Here is a 14,862-nt window from a genome sequence, read left to right on the forward strand (position 1 = left end):
TCCGGTGCTGTTGAAGCCGGGAGCGTGGTCGCCAGGTAGGCGAGGGCTGCGTAACGTCGCTGCGGTGCGCGCAGGATCGGCGCAGCGCGGCACGATTCGCGTGCCAAGTGTGTCATCAAAATTCCAGGTCCAAGGCCGCGCACAGGTAATCGACGAACGGGGCCAGGGTCACCAGGTCCGTCTCGATGGTCTGGCGTAGTCGCGGCCCGGTCATGATGCTGTCGTCCAGGTGACGCAGGTACGCCCAGTTGCGGTGCTTGAGATCGTCGATGAACTCGAAGTCGTTGGGGAATCCACGCGGTGCGCGCACCAGCTTTTCGCTGTCGTCCATGGTGAATTTGCGCAGCAGTTTCGGGTTATGCGCGGCGGCCTTCCAGCTGCCGGGATTGTCGAAAATGAACTGGCGCAGCTTGCGTTGCGTGTCCGGCTCCGGATGCCACAGGCCAGCGCCGACAAAACTTTCGCCCGGCTGCAGGTGGATATAGAACGATGGCGCCGGCATCTGGCGGCGGCGTTCATGGAACAGGCGTGCGCCTTGCCAGTTCTTGTAAGGCGATTTGTCGTTGGAAAACCGCGCATCGCGATAGATGCGAAACAGCGAGCCGCCCTGGGTTTTGGGATCGGCGCGATAGTGTTCGCTGACCTGTGCCAGTGCCGGCTGCAGATCGGTGATCAGCTGCAGAAACGGCTGGCGCACATGCGCCTCATACTGATGCCGATGGTCGTTGAACCAGGTCTTGTCGTTGTGGCGGGCCAGGGCGCGCAGGAACTTGAAGCTGGCGTCGGAAAAGTAGGTGGTCATAGCGTGCGTTGGAGGTCCGAACCCCAGGCGGCGAGCTGATCGAGTAGGGCTTGCTTGGTAGCATCGTCGGGGTGAGTACGCCGTAAATCCGCAATCTGCGCGTGGTATTGCTCCAGGGTGACTTCACCCAGGCCGCGGTCTTCTAGCAGGCGCTGGCGGCGATACACGTTCCAGCGCTCCTGTTCCTCGAACGAGAGTGTCTGCGGCCAGTTGCGAGCGCGGTAGCGAAACAGCAGCTCGATCAGGCGCGGGTCGCGAAAGCGCGCTTCCAGCGCGCCCAGTTCGTCCGGCGCGCTGGCGCGGACCTGTGCAAGCAGGCGTTTGTCGCCTTCGGCCAGAAATCCATCGTAGAGCGAGGCATCGGCATCGTTGACCGCCGCTGCCGCGGCGCGTTCGCTGCCGTAGACCTGGCGCACCTTCTCGGCAAGTTCAGGGCCCAAGGCGCGCAAGCGTGCCGCCTTGGCCACTACCGCGTCGTGATCCACACCCAGGCGCTGAAAATCTGCAGCGCGCAGATGCTGCCAGGCCACCAGCGCGGGCGACTTGTTCAGATGCACTTCCTTCAACGGAATGCGCTGTTCGCCTTCCGGCAGATCCGCGGCGCGGATGTACAGGCGGTCGGCAATATCGTCGGGGCTCAGCCGCAACAACACCTCCGGGTCGCCCTCCAGATCGAACACGATCACGCGGCTGTCGATGCGCGGGTGGCGCGTCAGCGGCAACACCGCCGCGGCGCACAGGCGCGAGGCGGGGTAGCGCTGCGAGATATGCAGCACCGGCTGCATGGCGATGACATCCAGCAAGGTGGCGGCAAAGCGCTTGTCGCGCAGGCGCAGCGCGTAGTCCCACAACTTTGGCTGGTGCTGCTGGAATTTGCGCGCCATGCCGATGGTGGCGTACACGTCCGACAAGGCTTCGTGCGCATCGCCTTCGCGCACATCGTTGGCATCGGCCAGGTGCTCCAGCTTGAACGAGGTAGCGCCATCTTCGCGCTGCGGCCAGACGATGCCGTCCGGGCGCAGCGCATGGACCAGTCGCAGCACATCCAGCAGGTCCCAGCGCGAGTTACCGCCACGCCACTCGCGCTCGTACGGGTCGTAGAAATTGCGGAACAGGCCGCAGCGGATGAATTCGTCGTCGAAGCGGATCGAGTTGTAGCCCAGCGTGCAGGTCTGGGGCCGGCCCATTTGTTCGGCGATGCGCGCGAACGCCTCTGCTTCGGTGACGCCTTCGCGCAGCGCATGTTGCGGGGTGATGCCGGTCACCATGGTGGCATAGGGCGAGGGCAGCAGATCATCGGCCGGCTGCACGAAAAAGCTGATGGGCTCTTCGATCACGCGCAACTGCGCATCGGTGCGCACCGCAGCGAACTGTGCGATGCGGGTGCGGCGTGGATCCTGGCCGAAGGTTTCCAGGTCGTAGAAGAGAAAGCTGTCAGGCATGCGGGTACGACATCCAGATGCGCGGCGCACGGCGTATGCGCTGCCGGTGCCGCCCAGTATCCCTCATCGCGGCAACGTCACGCTAAGAGCAGCCAACAAAACTACCGCGCAGCCGCCAGGCGGGTGCGGCCGGTGCTCGGAATCCTCATGTACCACTCGTGCACTGCGGTTCTGAGCGCGCCGTCCGCGCCCACCTGACGACTGCTCACTACGTTTTGTTAGCCGCTCTAAGGCTGTCCTCCGTGTCTTCCGCAGAGGTCAATGCGCGCCGTCCAGCGGCTCCAGGCGTGCGTGCACAACCGCTTCCAAGGCAGCCCAGTCGATGCGCGACAGATCGCGGTGTCCCCGCGTGGCCTCCACCAGGATCTGGCGCTGGATCTCGCTGCGCGCCAGCGCAATCGAATAGCGCGTGCGCAGGAACGTCACCATGGTGTAGTGCGGCACGAAGCGGGTGGGCCAGCGCGCCTGCAATTGCTGTTCGAGCTCGCGCTGCAGCAGGAAGTCGGGGTCGTCGACGCGGTCGCGCATTTCCAGGTAGTTCTCCAGCGCCATCTGTTGGATGGCGGCCGCATCGTCGCGACGCGCAGTCTCGAAGGCCGCGAACGCGCTGGCGAGGTCGTCGTGCGCGTCCAGCTGATCTGCCAACGCCACGCAATCTTCGAATGCGCAATTCATGCCCTGCCCGTGGAATGGCACCATCGCATGGGCGGCGTCGCCGATCAGCAATGCGCGGCCATCCAGATGCCAGCGATCCAGGGTCAGCGTGCCGAGCAGTCCGGGCGGATGCTCTTCCCAATGCTCCCTGAGCTGCGGAATCAGCGGCAATGCGTCCGGGAAATCGCGTGCGAACAAGGCCAATGCTTCATCGCCGGTGCGCGTGGTGGCAAAGCTCGGCTCGCCGGCGTTGGGCAAGAACAGGGTGACGGTGAACGTACCGCCATCGTTTGGCAGCGCAATGCACATGTAGCGCCCGCGCGGCCAGAGATGCAGCGCGTTGCCTTCGATCCGGAATCCGCCGCCCGGCTGCGGCGGAATTTCCAGCTCCTTGTACGAGTGATCGAGGAATTCGGTGCGTTCGCCCAGTGGCGATTTGCGCTGCATCGCCGCGCGCAAGGCCGAGCCGGCGCCATCGCTGCCGATCAAGCTCTGAAAGTGGATCTCGTGCGGTTGGTCGTCGCGGTCGTCGATGAAGCGCGCATAGCCGGCGTCGAAGTCCACGGTATGCAGGCGGCGGTAGAAATGCACGCGCGCGCCGGCCTGTTCGGCCAGGTCGAGCAGCGCGACATTCAGCGCGGCGCGGTGGATCGACCAGATCACCTCGCTGTCGTCGCGCCCGTAGCGTTGCAGCTGCGGTTGGCCGATGATTGGGTGCACCATGCGGCCACGCATCATCACCGCCTTGGCCATCACCGCATCTTCGGCGCCGGCCTGGCGCAGCGCATGCCGGCCGCGCTCGGCCAGCGCCAGGTTGATCGAGCGGCCGGACTCGTAGCCCTTGATGCGCGGGTCGCCACGCCGTTCGTATACGGTGACCTGCCAGCCGCGACGCGACAGCAGGATGGCCAGCAGGCAACCGGCCAGACCGGCGCCGATCAGGGTCAGGGAACGCGGAGAAACTGGGCTCAATGCAATGTCCGGCAGCAGCCGGACGCAGCGCCGGCGAAAAGGGGAAGACAGCGACTGGCAACGACGGTGGCCCCGGCAGCAACGCCGGGCGGGCTGGGAGTGTACGTGGGCGCGCGGCGATTCCGCGTGCCGTACAGGTGCTTTGGTGGCACTGCAGTCAGACTGCCGCGCTCAAGCAGCCGCCCAGGCTTCCACCTGCTCGACGAAGGTATGCAGATCGCTGAAGCGGTTGTACAGCGGCACCGGCGCAATACGGATCACGTCCGGTTCGCGCCAGTCGCCGAGCACGCCGGCCGCGTGCAGATGCTCGAACAGCGCGCGGCCCCGTGCGCGTCCGCCGGCCACCCGCAGCGACAGCTGGCAGCCGCGTCGTGCAGGTTCGGCCGGGGTGACGATCTGTAGTGCCTGCGGCACCCGCGCGTGGATCAATTGCTCCAGATGCCCGGTGAGCTGTTCGGATTTGGCGCGCAACGCAGCCATGCCGGCCTGGTCGAACAACGCCAGCGACGCGCGCAGCGGTGCCAGCGCCAGCACCGGCGGATTGCTCAGCTGCCAGCCTTCGGCGCCGGGCGAGGGCACGAACTGCGGGTCCATGCGGAAGCGGGTCTGCTGCTCATGTCCCCACCAGCCGGCCATGCGCGGCAGGTCGCTATTTGCATGCCGCGCGTGCACGAAGCAACCGCCCACCGCGCCGGGGCCGGCGTTGAGATATTTGTAGTGGCACCACACCGCGAAATCCACGCCGTCGTCGTGCAGGGTCAGCGGGAGATTGCCCACCGCGTGCGCCAGATCGAAACCCACCGCCGCGCCCTGCGCGCGCGCCAGCCGCACGATCTCGGCCAGGTCGAAGGCCTGCCCGGTGCGGTACTGGATGCCCGGCCACAGCACCAAGGCCAGGCGCGGGCCATGCTGCGCGATGGCTTCGGCAATGGCCGTCATCGAGACGGTGCCGTTGGGTTCGTCGGCGTCCACTTCGATCAGATGCGTGGCCGGGTCCAACCCGTGCAGGCGCAGCTGCGATTCCACCGCGTGGCGGTCGGATGGAAATGCGCCTGCCTCGATCAGGATCGCGCCGCGCTCGGCAGTGGGGCGGTAGAAGCTGGCCATCATCAGATGCAGATTGACGCTGAGGGTGTTCATCGCCACCACTTCGCCGGGTTGCGCGCCGACCACGCGCGCCAGCCCGTCGCGCACCAGTTGGTGGTAGGTCAGCCATTGGGTCGGGCCGGTGAAGTGACCTTCCACCGCCAGCGCGCCCCACCGGTCGAGCACCTCGTCCACCATCGCACGTGCCGCACGCGGCTGCAGGCCGAGCGAATTGCCGACGAAATAGGTCTGATCGTCATCGCCGTGCTGCGGGAACACGAAGGCATCGCGCAGGCCGCGCAGCGGGTCGGCGGCATCCAGGGCGACAGCATGGGCGCGGGACAGCAGGTCGGTCATCGTCGGGCTCGCAACACGGATCAGGGCGGCAGTTTACCTGCCCGCATCGTGCACGCCGTCATGCACGGCCGGCGCATCGGCCGAGGCCGGTCGGGCAGGGCGCAGCAGGTGGGTGAGCGTGCCGATGCTGTCGGTGACGCGGTCGATGGTGTCGGCCAGCGCGGCGGTGGTTGGGGAACTGTCGGGCAATGCGGCCAGCGCATCGGAAAGCTGGCGCTCGGCGTTGCGCAAGGTGGTCGCGGCAGGAATACCGCCAGTGCGTAGGCAGTCGATCACCGCGGACAGCGCCTCATCGGCCTGCCGCGCGAAGATGGGCAGCGCGTCCAGCGTGGGCAACGGATGGCCATCGCGCAGCGCCGCTTCCAGCAACAAGCTGGCGCGGATCAGCCGGTTGCCATTGGCCAGCAGCGATTCGGCCAGCTTGAGCTCCTGCAGGTTGCGGCGGCTGCGCGGTTCGCCGCGAAGACGCTCGATCGAGGCCTGTGCATTGGTGCGGGCAACACGCGCGGCGGCACGCGTATCGCTCAGGCCCTCCATCTGGCCGAGCAGCACATGGCGGAGATGGTCGCGATATGCGCTGAGCAAGTGCGCCAGCGAGGCGCGAATCTGCCGGCGTTCGCGCGTGGGCCACAACGCATAGGCGACCAGCGCCAGCGCGCTGCCGGCCACTGTCGCCTGCAGGCGCGCGCCGACCGCTTCGCCCGGTGCAACGCCTTCGAAGGACAGCAGCAGCACCAGCATGCCAGTCAAAAACGCCACGCCGATGCCGTAGTTCACCTGTGTCAGCAAGCGAAACCCGAGGCAAAACAGCGCCAGCAGGGCCATGCGGACTCTGGCGCCGTCCATGGCCAGGTGCGCGAGCAAGGTGGCAAGCAATAGTCCGACGAAGGTGCCGGCCACGCGCAACGCGCCAAAGCTGAAGGTGCCGCCGAAATCGGGCTTGAGCACGATGGCGGTGGTCATCGGAATCCAGAAGCCGTGCGGAATCTGCTGCCAGCGCTGGAAGGCGATGGCCAGCGCCAGGCACACGCCGCAGCGCAACGCGTGCCGGAAGGCGACCGACGACAGGTCCAGATTCGCGCGCAACGTGGCCCAGGTCGCGGCCGGGCGCAACGCCGACGGCAGCCGCGCTTCGGCCAGTTGCGCCTGGATTTCGCCACGGCTGCTGGCCCAGTGCGCGTTGCGGATCAGCGCGCGCAGCTGGCCGCCCAGGCCTTGCGCGCGCGCGACGGCGACACGCACCAGGCGGCGTTCGCGCGTGTCGGCGTTGTCGTGCTGAAACTGTGCCAATGCACCGACCAGATCGTCGAACCCGGTCATCGAGGCATTGGCGGCCTGCGGGTCTTCACCCATGGTCATCGCGTGCGCGAGCTGTTCCAGCACGATGGCGCTGCGTTCGAGCACGCGTTCGATCGCCGGTCGCGCCTGCGAGTCGGTCAGGCGCGTCTCGGCATCGGCCAACGACAGCAGCTCCAGCCGCACCCGATCGCACAGCTCGGCGATGATGCGAAAGCTCTGCACCGCGATCGCGCGCGAGCGATGCTCGCCGTGCAGCATCACCATCGCGTCGAGTACTTCCTGCGTCGCCGGCGGCGCCGCACTGGCGTCCGGGCGCTGCCGCGCGATGCCGGCCAGCTGGCGCATCAGGTCTGCCAATGCAAAGCGTTCCGGGCGATAACGCTGCAGCGGCCACGCCGCCAACGCCAGCACCACCTGCAGCAGTCCGCCAGCGAAGATCAGCGCCGCTACACCGGGTGCCTGCTGCACCGGTAGCCGCATGTCTGCGCTGACCACCAGCAGGATCATGCTGGTCAGGCCCACCCGCGCGGCCACCGGTCCGAGCGCCACCAGCAAGCCGCCGCCCAGGCCGAGCAACAGGCCGGCCAGCACCAGCGTCGGCGTATTGTGGCCGACCCAGATGCCGAGCAAGGCAGCCAGGCCGGCCGCCAGGGCTGCCATCAACATGCGTTGCAGACGCGCGCGATACGGCCCGGGCTGGTCGGAAAACATGGTATTGAGCGCGCCGCTGCACACCGCCAGGCCGGCGGCAACCTGCCCGGTCGCCACGCCGATCGCCAGCGGCAGAACGACTGCAACGGTGTTGCGCAGCGCGACGCGCAGGGGCACGTCGCGCGGTTTGAGGTCGATCAGTGCGCGCAGCATGGTGCCGGTTTCAGAGCATGCGAGCGGCAAACCTGCTGCGCGCGGCCGCATGCCATCGCGCTGTCAGTCCTCGACCGTGGCATAGCGCTCGGGCGCAGGATGCAGATGCCCGCACTGCGAACAGGTGCGCAGCGCCAGCGAACGGTAGAAGCGATCGAACACCGGCGGGAAGTCGGTTTCGATGTTCTTCAGCGGAAACATCGCTTCATACAACTTGTGATTGCACTGCGGGCAATACCATTGCAGGCCGTCCTGCTCGTTGGGCAGGCGCTCGCGTTCGATCACCAGGCCGATCGAGCCGGCCGCGCGTTGCGGCGAGTGCGGCACCTTGGGCGGCAGCAGAAAGACTTCGCCGGCACGGATCGGAATGTCGCGCGCCACGCCCTCGTCCTGCACCTTCAGCACCATTTCGCCTTCGAGCTGGAAGAACCACTCCGGGCCTTCGTCGTAGTGATAGTCGGTGCGCGCGTTTGGCCCGCCGACCACCATGATGATGAAGCCATCCTGCTGGATGCACTTGTTGCCCACCGGCGGTTTGAGCAGATGGCGGTGTTCCTCGATCCAGGCGTGCAGGTTGATCGGCGGGATCAGCATCGACGTTCCTCGGCAAAGTAAGGTATCCGGCTCAGCCGGCCGCCTATGTCCCATGGACGCTGCGGCCGGCCAGGTGTGCGTGCGGCTCAGCGCTCGGCGCGATCGGCCTGAATCCGCGCCAGCGCTGCGTCATAGCGTTCCTGCAGCAACTCGGGGCGGTCGATCGACATGCCCAGGTCGTGCGCGCGGCCATCGCGTAGGCTGTATACCCAGCCATGCACGCTCAATTGCTGGCCGCGCTCCCAGGCATCGTGCACGATGGTGGTGCGGCACACGTTGACCACTTGTTCGAGCACGTTGAGCTCGCACAGGCGTGCGTGCTGCACCGACAGCTCGCCGGCGTTGTGCAGGCAGGCTTCGTGCTTGTCGGCCACGTCGGTGACGTGGCGGATCCAGTTGTCGACCAGGCCCATGCGCTTCTGGGTCAGGCTGGCGAACACGCCGCCGCAGCCGTAATGGCCGACCACCAGCACGTGCTTGACCTTGAGCACATCCACCGCGAACTGGATCACCGACAGGCAATTCAGATCGGTATGCACGACCACGTTGGCGATATTCCGGTGGACGAAGACTTCGCCCGGCGCCATGTCGATGATCTGGTTGGCCGGCACGCGCGAATCGGAGCAGCCGATCCACAGATATTCCGGCGTCTGCTGGGTCGAGAGCTTGGAAAAGAATTCCGGATCCTCGCGGCGGATACGCTCGGACCAGGCGCGGTTGTTTTCAAGCAAGTGGTTAAGCTCGTTCATGCGTGCAGTATTCCAGAAAACGTGGCGGTGGCGGCTTCTATGAGCGCCCAGGATGAATCAGCTTTCAGGCTTCCCGGTCTCGGCGAACGACCGATGTGCGGCCAGTGCACCCCTGGGGAAACTGGCGCCACCGATCAACTCCACAGGTGGCGCCGATGGCCGACTTCAACGCATTCTTTCCGACCTTGCTCAAACACGAAGGCGGCTTCGTCAACGATCCCGTCGATCCGGGCGGAGCCACCAACAAGGGCATCACCCTGTCGACCTTCAAGGCCTACGCGCAGAACCTGCTGGGCATCGAGCCAAGTCTGGCGAACCTGCGTGCGTTGACCGACGCCCAGGCTGGTGTCATCTACAAGGCGCAGTACTGGGACCGGCTGCGCGCCGATCAGATCGCGCTGCAGCCGTTAGCCAACATCGTGTTCGACTTCTACGTCAACGCCGGCAACAACGCCATCAAACTATTGCAGACCGTGCTCAACAGCCAGACCGGCGGCAAGTTGGTCGCTGACGGCCGCATGGGGCCGGCCACCTTCGCGGCGCTGGCATCCAGCAACCAGCAAGACCTGTATGCACGCTACAAGGCCGGCCGCAGGGACTATTACCACAGGCTCGTCGCAGCGCGACCGGCGCTTGGCAAGTTTCTCAAGGGCTGGCTGGCGCGCGTGGATTCCTTTCCCGACTCGGTCTGAGCCGGCAGCGGCCCAGCGACACTTCCCACCGACGAGCCCGACATGGCGCAGATATCCCTCAATGATCTGATCGAAGCACTGGCCGGCGCGGTCATCGACGCCCAGGACCGGATCGAGCAACACCAGATGGCCAACCTGGGTGCGTTCTTCGACGAAGACAACCGTCCCAGAAGCGTCCTGATCCGCTTGCCGTCGCAGCACCCGGAAGCGGGTGAGAACGACGAAGACCTGTATCGGGCACCGCTGTTGCCGCTGGTGTCGTCCAACGTCCTGCGGATCAAGGATGTAGAGATCAGTTTCGATGCACAGCTCGGTGAACTCAGCGAGCTGGACGAAGCAGGCGTGCCGGATGCGTTGGCGGTTGCATCCGTCGTCGAGGACTGGCATCCCAAGCCGCCGGCGCTGCCAGGCCAGATCGGCATCGACCTCGGCTCCAACGCAAAAAATGCACGAAACAGTGCGGTGCACGTCGTGCTGCGCGTGGAAGGCAGCGAGCCGACCGAGGGCGTGGCACGTCTCATCAATCGCCTTGCGCAGTCGCAAGGTGTGTTCAAGACGGTCAAGGGAGAGTAACGCCCGCCGTCATCGCTTTCTTCTTAAACAACCGTTCTTCAGGAGAACATCATGAGCGATATCGTCAACATGTCCGACCAGTTCAAGGGCCTGCCGATGGCAGACCTGATCGGCGCCCCGTTGCGTGCAGCCTGCGATGCGCAGGTCATGCTGGCACGGGCCACCGCCGACTTCATCAAGGTCATCGGCTTTCTGCCGCCAACCGACCCTGCCGATCCCAACGGGAACGGCGGCACGCGCACCGCGCAGTTCAAATTCAAGCGCCCGGTCGAAGACCCTAGCGGTACCGGCATGGCAGAGGAGGAAGTGGAGATCGTTGTACCGCTGTTGACCCTCGTCAACGTACCCAACCTGAGCATTCAGACCGTGGACGTCACCTTCGATATGGAAGTCAAATCCTCGTTCTCGGAAAAGGAAGCCGAAGACAAGAGCCTCAAGGTGGATCTGGAAGCCAGCGTCGGCTGGGGTGTCTTCAAAGCCAAGGTCAACGTGCAGGGCTCCGTGTCCAGCCACAAGGAAAATACCCGCTCTTCGGATAACTCGGCCAAGTATCACGTCGCGCTGCACGCCGAAGATCGCGGCACGCCCGAAGGCCTGTCGCGTGTGCTCGACATCCTGCAGACCGCTGCGGCCCCACGCAAAGTCACCGCACCTGTGCCGGTGCCGTAACGTCGCTGGTGCGTCCCGTACTTTCCCCTAACCCGAGTCGTTGCCGATGATGGATTTTTCAGAAGTCAGTTTCATCAAGCGCATCGTCGTCGGCAGCGACAACCCGGCAAAAATGCAGACTGCCGAGCAGGTCGAAGCCGCGCAGCAGTTGCTCAATCGCTGCCTCAGCGAAGCGCCCAGGGGGGCGATTCTCGGAATCGAGAAGAGCTTCAATATCCTGCAGTTGGGCGAGCACCAGGTCGTGCTGCAATGGCTGTGCTACCACGTCGGGTTCAAGCGCAAGCCGGTATGGCTGACGGAGGCATAGATGGCACGTGCGAGCGATTGCCTCGACACCTTCGTGGAGCTGCTCGACCAGGCAGTCCGACGCGCGCAACAGCGGTGCCGCCAGCGGCACGCTGCAGTTGTAAATGCCGCGGCGGCCGCATGCGACCTGTGGGTGCAGTGCATGGATGCAGAGCAAACGGCGCAGGCCGAAACGGCAACCCTGTTCTCCATTCCTGTGTGCCAATTGCGTGCGCTGCGGCTGCAGCAAATCAGCGAGTTTTCGTTGACGCTGCAAGTGCAGATCGAGCCGGTCACGCAGGCCGACGGTGCGCCCGGGTTGGCATTGCGTCTTGCGCCGCCAGGTGGCCGGACGCCTGGGCATACGCTGAAGATCAGCTATCAAGGAACCGAGCGTCCGCATGGCGTGCTTTGGTTCGATGGTGTCGCGTTGAAGGAGTGGACGCTGCACCCGTTCATGGACGTGCCACTATCCGATCCAGGAGCGCTGCGGTGAGGCTGCTGCTGTCGGATGCTGATGCCCGGGCGCTCGCCGAGCGGCTGGGAACCGATGTGGCCACCTTGCATGCAGATCTCTGTCGGCAGTCCTGGCGCAAGCTGCGATCCAGCTTCGTCATCTGCCTGCTTGTTGTTCTGGTCATCGCTGCGTTCGGTGTGCTGAGCGGCAGCGTGATCGATCTCTCCATGCTTTCCAATTTCTTATCGGAGCTTTTTCATGGCTGGTCAACATCGCTATCGACATCACATTTTGCGCATCACCTCGGCACTTGCCTTGTGTGTATCGCTGACCGCAGCGCAGGCAGCTCCGGCGGGCGGGATTCCGGCTGGTGACTGGCGCGGCATCCTGTCCGCCAGCGGCAGTACCGGCCCGGTCTACGTCCGTCTGAGTGCGCGCGCGGCTGGAGGCGAGGGCACCCAGGTGGCGGATCTGCGATTCGGGCCTCCCTACAGTTGCGCGCTCGAGTTGCGCGCGCAGCCGGACGGGTATGGGTTGCTGTCGCGCAATGGCGGCAAGTTCTGCGAGGCGCTGACCGGCGGGGTTGCCCAACTCCAGATCGCAGATGGTGGGGCGCACGGGATGCAGCTCACCTTGTCTGGCGGCGCCTCGCCGTTGGTCGTTGCCCTGAGTCAGAGCAGTGCTGGATTGGCCGAAGCCGGGCGCTGGCGTGGTGCGGGGCTGATCTCCGCCCAGCTGGAGATCGTGGCGACCACGATCCGTCCCGGCGACGTGCTCGGTCGCCTGCGTTACGGTGCTCCACGGGATTGCCAGGTGGAATTGCGCTATGCCGGGCGTGCAGCAGGTGCGTTGAATGCCTGGGTCGTGGCCAACGATAGAGGCTATTGCCGTCAGCTCAGCGATGCCCAGGCCAGTCTGCAGGTTCGTGCAGATGGCAGTGCCGAGCTTGCATTGCTGTTGAAGGGACAGCGAGAGACGGCGCTGTTCGAGCGGATGCCTTGAGGTGTCGTCGCCGCCTGGCTGCCAGTAAGGACGTCATTTATGTGGAAGCGAGCCAGTCGGCGCGCCGGCCTACGACGACGTGCAGTGGCCCATCCGGTCCCGCCGGCGGATTTCGGCGGGCCGGCATTTTCCAGCGTGCTCGAACAACTGGAGCTCGAATGCCGGGCGATGGTGTCCTACGCACTGAAGCAAGGTCTGGCGATGTCTCCCGATCTGCCTGGCCGGCTGGCAGAGCTGCGCGTGATGCCTGGCGCCTCCTTGCACGGCGAATCCGGCGCGCGCGAATTGGCCGGTCTGCACCGACAGCTGGTGCGTGCGATCCAGCCGGCAACGCCGCAGGCGGTGGTGCTGATCGAGCGCGAGCGCCTGCGCGGTGGCTGGTTGCGCTGGCTGGGGCCGATTCCGTTGATCCGCACCTTGACCTTGACCTCGGTCGGTTGCCTGGCCTCAGTGGTCGGTCTGGCAATGTCCAGCCTGGTGAACGAGCACAACATCACGCTGGGCTTCCTCGCTTCCTCGGGGAGCACGCTGGGCTGGAACGTGATGTTCATCCTGGCCTGTGCCGGACTCGGTGCAGCGTTTTCCGCGTTGTTCCAAGCCCATCGTTACGTTGCCGACGCAACATACGATCCGCGCTTCGATTCCTCCTATGCCGCGCGCATGATCCTCGGTCTCATCGCTGGCCTGATCCTGGTGGAGTTGCTGCCGGAGAATCTTTTTGCTGACAGCAGCCTGGGCGCGTTCGGAAAGCCCGCATTGGCGATGATGGGCGGCTTCTCGGCAAGCGCGGTGTATCGCCTGCTGCAACGCATGGTCGAGGTCATGGAAACGGTCGTGCGCGGCGATTCCGGCCAACAAGCCGCTGCCGCGATCCAGTCGCAGCGTGCGTCGGCCGAATCCGAAAGCATCCGCGCCCGTGGCGAACTTGCCGCGGGTCTGTTGGACCTGCAGCGTGAGATGCAGGCCGACCCGCGCCTGGATCAGGTGCGCCAGCAACTGACCGGCCTTGCCAGGCAGATGATGTCAGACGAGTCCTGATCGTTCGCGCATGAAATGCGCTCAGACCCACGTGCGCCCTTCTTTGCCCGTCCGTAGAGTGCGGTTTGGCACGGCCTGCCGGGCATCAGGTGGCAGCGCGCGTTCGCATCGTGCGGCATAGCTCGCTTCGGCGTCGGCGCAAATTGCGTAACACGCTTCAGGCAGGCGCACCCGACACGGCGCCTCAGCGACATTAGCGGCGCTGTCGATACCAGCATCTGATGCTCGCCAAATCAGTTCAAGACCGATGGCCCGGAGATAAGCGTGTGACAAGCTCGCTCAAGTGCTCCTGCCGAGCATCTGCCGATTCGCTGCAGCGCGCCGCGTGCAAGCCGCTGCACAGCGCGGTCCCCATTCGTGCACCAGAGGGTATGATGAAGACACGTATCGTCGTCGCTGCCGATCGCACCATCCTTGTGGAAGGGATGGTCGCTTTGCTGCAAAAGGTTCCCGGTATCGAAGTGGTAGGCCATGCAGAAGACGGGCTTGCATGTCTTCAGATCGCCGCCAGAGAGCGCCCTGATATCGTTCTGGTGGATGTGCTACTACCCGGCCTCAATGGTATCGATCTGACGCGGCGCTTGATGCAGCGCAGCCCCAACAGCCGGGCAATCTGTATCGCTCCGTCCGATGCCTGTACCCAGGCCAGCGCAGTCTTCGAAGCCGGCGCCAAGGCATATCTGGCGCGAACCAGTCGCTTTGCCGAATTGCTGCGGGCGATTCAATGCGTCATCCAGGATCAGACCTATATCAGCCCGCAGATGTCGCGTTCGCTGATCGCCGGGCTGCGTCGAGCCGCCAAGGCCGATTCGGCCTACACCCGACTCACCTCACGCGAGCGCGAAATCGTGCAGCTCTATTCGGAAGGCCTGTCCACCAGGCAGATCGCCAACCGCTTGCACCTGAGCGTGAAGACGGTGGGGACGCATCGCGAAAACTGCATGTTGAAGCTCAATATCCAAAGCATCGCTCAGCTGACCCGTTATGCGATCGCCCAGGGCCTTTCTCCACTTGAAGCTGCAATCGACGGTAACAGTGAGTCATCCGATGGCTGCGTAGCGCAGCACATGCGCCGCGCCGGCTGAGGCGTGTCGGCATGCACTGCGGTACATCGACGTCGGCACATTTCTGAGCGCCAAAAGCGCCGATCTGGCTGGCGCGCTGTCCAAGGCCGGCAATGGTGCCGTTGCCGGCGCGCGAGGCGGCAATTTGGAGTCGATTCAATGGCTGGGGCGAATGCTCGAACATGACCGCACCGGCAAACTACTGCTCATGCCATGAGCGTCGCGAAGGGCAATTCCTTGCGAAGTGGGGACACCTGCAATGA

Annotated in this window: 15 protein-coding genes, 1 other RNA gene and 2 pseudogenes; 10 read left to right on the forward strand and 8 right to left on the reverse strand. The window is 65.0% G+C overall.

What is annotated here, in order from left to right; all coding sequences use genetic code 11:
• Positions 1 to 115: 115 nt before the first annotated feature.
• Complete coding sequence (locus ACCQ15_RS08015; protein ID WP_218495638.1) at positions 116 to 802, reverse strand: DUF2461 domain-containing protein; 687 nt, start codon at positions 800 to 802, stop codon at positions 116 to 118.
• Positions 799 to 2,244, reverse strand: a complete 1,446-nt coding sequence (gene sbcB / locus ACCQ15_RS08020) for an exodeoxyribonuclease I (RefSeq protein WP_209241996.1) — start codon at positions 2,242 to 2,244, stop codon at positions 799 to 801. The genes ACCQ15_RS08015 and sbcB overlap by 4 nt, the downstream gene beginning before the upstream one ends.
• Positions 2,245 to 2,391: 147 nt before the next feature.
• On the opposite strand from sbcB, the gene ACCQ15_RS08025 reads away from it, so the two are divergent.
• A non-coding RNA gene (locus ACCQ15_RS08025) (sX9 sRNA) lies at positions 2,392 to 2,468 on the forward strand.
• Between the two features lie 34 nt (positions 2,469 to 2,502).
• On the opposite strand, the gene ACCQ15_RS08030 is transcribed toward ACCQ15_RS08025, so the two are convergent.
• From ACCQ15_RS08030 to can, 5 genes are all read right to left on the reverse strand, one after another.
• A complete protein-coding gene (locus tag ACCQ15_RS08030) occupies positions 2,503 to 3,870 on the reverse strand; it encodes an FAD-dependent oxidoreductase (protein WP_277574989.1) in 1,368 nt (455 codons plus the stop codon).
• Positions 3,871 to 4,041: 171 nt separating this feature from the next.
• Positions 4,042 to 5,313: a kynureninase gene (kynU, locus tag ACCQ15_RS08035; RefSeq protein WP_011347013.1), complete on the reverse strand. Its 1,272-nt coding sequence runs from the start codon at positions 5,311 to 5,313 to the stop codon at positions 4,042 to 4,044.
• A gap of 33 nt (positions 5,314 to 5,346) precedes the next feature.
• Complete coding sequence (locus ACCQ15_RS08040; RefSeq protein WP_372381401.1) at positions 5,347 to 7,527, reverse strand: FUSC family protein; 2,181 nt, start codon at positions 7,525 to 7,527, stop codon at positions 5,347 to 5,349.
• A 12-nt stretch (positions 7,528 to 7,539) separates the two neighbouring features.
• Entirely contained in the window at positions 7,540 to 8,070 is a 531-nt protein-coding gene (locus ACCQ15_RS08045) for a 3-hydroxyanthranilate 3,4-dioxygenase (protein WP_008576309.1), read from the reverse strand.
• Between the two features lie 86 nt (positions 8,071 to 8,156).
• On the reverse strand, positions 8,157 to 8,819 hold the full coding sequence (gene can / locus ACCQ15_RS08050; RefSeq protein ID WP_008576307.1) for a carbonate dehydratase: 663 nt from the start codon (positions 8,817 to 8,819) through the stop codon (positions 8,157 to 8,159).
• Positions 8,820 to 8,974: 155 nt separating this feature from the next.
• On the opposite strand from can, the gene ACCQ15_RS08055 reads away from it, so the two are divergent.
• Genes ACCQ15_RS08055 through ACCQ15_RS08075 form a run of 5 tightly spaced genes read left to right on the forward strand, consistent with a single transcriptional unit; the run spans position 8,975 to position 11,534 of the window.
• Positions 8,975 to 9,511, forward strand: a complete 537-nt coding sequence (locus ACCQ15_RS08055) for a glycoside hydrolase family 108 protein (RefSeq protein WP_014089846.1) — start codon at positions 8,975 to 8,977, stop codon at positions 9,509 to 9,511.
• Positions 9,512 to 9,553: 42 nt separating this feature from the next.
• Positions 9,554 to 10,084 carry a DUF2589 domain-containing protein gene (locus ACCQ15_RS08060; protein ID WP_008576304.1) on the forward strand — a complete coding sequence of 177 codons (531 nt, stop codon included), beginning with the start codon at positions 9,554 to 9,556 and terminating at the stop codon, positions 10,082 to 10,084.
• Between the two features lie 51 nt (positions 10,085 to 10,135).
• Complete coding sequence (locus ACCQ15_RS08065; RefSeq protein ID WP_003485902.1) at positions 10,136 to 10,753, forward strand: DUF2589 domain-containing protein; 618 nt, start codon at positions 10,136 to 10,138, stop codon at positions 10,751 to 10,753.
• A 46-nt stretch (positions 10,754 to 10,799) separates the two neighbouring features.
• Complete coding sequence (locus tag ACCQ15_RS08070) at positions 10,800 to 11,060, forward strand: hypothetical protein (RefSeq protein ID WP_008576302.1); 261 nt, start codon at positions 10,800 to 10,802, stop codon at positions 11,058 to 11,060.
• Positions 11,061 to 11,534, forward strand: coding sequence for a hypothetical protein (locus ACCQ15_RS08075; protein WP_372381402.1), 474 nt, complete (start codon positions 11,061 to 11,063; stop codon positions 11,532 to 11,534).
• A gap of 11 nt (positions 11,535 to 11,545) precedes the next feature.
• On the opposite strand, the pseudogene ACCQ15_RS08080 reads toward ACCQ15_RS08075, so the two are convergent.
• Positions 11,546 to 11,734 (reverse strand): annotated as a pseudogene (locus tag ACCQ15_RS08080) (hypothetical protein); the annotation flags it as partial.
• A gap of 52 nt (positions 11,735 to 11,786) precedes the next feature.
• On the opposite strand from ACCQ15_RS08080, the gene ACCQ15_RS08085 reads away from it, so the two are divergent.
• The 4 genes and pseudogenes from ACCQ15_RS08085 to ACCQ15_RS08100 all read left to right on the forward strand — a co-directional run bounded on the left by ACCQ15_RS08085 (position 11,787) and on the right by ACCQ15_RS08100 (position 14,816).
• Positions 11,787 to 12,497, forward strand: coding sequence for a hypothetical protein (locus ACCQ15_RS08085; RefSeq protein ID WP_372381403.1), 711 nt, complete (start codon positions 11,787 to 11,789; stop codon positions 12,495 to 12,497).
• Between the two features lie 168 nt (positions 12,498 to 12,665).
• Complete coding sequence (locus tag ACCQ15_RS08090) at positions 12,666 to 13,535, forward strand: hypothetical protein (RefSeq protein ID WP_039417640.1); 870 nt, start codon at positions 12,666 to 12,668, stop codon at positions 13,533 to 13,535.
• 371 nt (positions 13,536 to 13,906) lie between these two features.
• Positions 13,907 to 14,620 carry a response regulator gene (locus ACCQ15_RS08095; protein ID WP_014089852.1) on the forward strand — a complete coding sequence of 238 codons (714 nt, stop codon included), beginning with the start codon at positions 13,907 to 13,909 and terminating at the stop codon, positions 14,618 to 14,620.
• A pseudogene (locus ACCQ15_RS08100) lies at positions 14,587 to 14,816 on the forward strand (hypothetical protein). The gene ACCQ15_RS08095 and the pseudogene ACCQ15_RS08100 overlap by 34 nt, the downstream one beginning before the upstream one ends.
• The last annotated feature ends 46 nt before the right edge of the window (positions 14,817 to 14,862 follow it).

Source organism: Xanthomonas sp. NCPPB 1754, assembly GCF_041475725.2.
In the GTDB taxonomy this organism is placed as follows: domain Bacteria; phylum Pseudomonadota; class Gammaproteobacteria; order Xanthomonadales; family Xanthomonadaceae; genus Xanthomonas; species Xanthomonas euvesicatoria.

Excerpts from the sequence above, each read along its gene's own strand:
- ACCQ15_RS08090 (WP_039417640.1), top strand. The coding sequence starts at position 12,666 with ATGGTGTCCTACGCACTGAAGCAAGGTCTGGCGATGTCTCCCGATCTG.
- ACCQ15_RS08070 (WP_008576302.1), top strand. The coding sequence starts at position 10,800 with ATGATGGATTTTTCAGAAGTCAGTTTCATCAAGCGCATCGTCGTCGGC.
- ACCQ15_RS08060 (WP_008576304.1), top strand. The coding sequence starts at position 9,554 with ATGGCGCAGATATCCCTCAATGATCTGATCGAAGCACTGGCCGGCGCG.
- ACCQ15_RS08065 (WP_003485902.1), top strand. The coding sequence starts at position 10,136 with ATGAGCGATATCGTCAACATGTCCGACCAGTTCAAGGGCCTGCCGATG.
- ACCQ15_RS08015 (WP_218495638.1), bottom strand. The coding sequence starts at position 802 with ATGACCACCTACTTTTCCGACGCCAGCTTCAAGTTCCTGCGCGCCCTG.
- can (WP_008576307.1), bottom strand. The coding sequence starts at position 8,819 with ATGAACGAGCTTAACCACTTGCTTGAAAACAACCGCGCCTGGTCCGAG.
- ACCQ15_RS08040 (WP_372381401.1), bottom strand. The coding sequence starts at position 7,527 with ATGCGGCCGCGCGCAGCAGGTTTGCCGCTCGCATGCTCTGAAACCGGC.
- ACCQ15_RS08055 (WP_014089846.1), top strand. The coding sequence starts at position 8,975 with ATGGCCGACTTCAACGCATTCTTTCCGACCTTGCTCAAACACGAAGGC.
- kynU (WP_011347013.1), bottom strand. The coding sequence starts at position 5,313 with ATGACCGACCTGCTGTCCCGCGCCCATGCTGTCGCCCTGGATGCCGCC.
- sbcB (WP_209241996.1), bottom strand. The coding sequence starts at position 2,244 with ATGCCTGACAGCTTTCTCTTCTACGACCTGGAAACCTTCGGCCAGGAT.
- ACCQ15_RS08095 (WP_014089852.1), top strand. The coding sequence starts at position 13,907 with ATGATGAAGACACGTATCGTCGTCGCTGCCGATCGCACCATCCTTGTG.
- ACCQ15_RS08075 (WP_372381402.1), top strand. The coding sequence starts at position 11,061 with ATGGCACGTGCGAGCGATTGCCTCGACACCTTCGTGGAGCTGCTCGAC.
- ACCQ15_RS08045 (WP_008576309.1), bottom strand. The coding sequence starts at position 8,070 with ATGCTGATCCCGCCGATCAACCTGCACGCCTGGATCGAGGAACACCGC.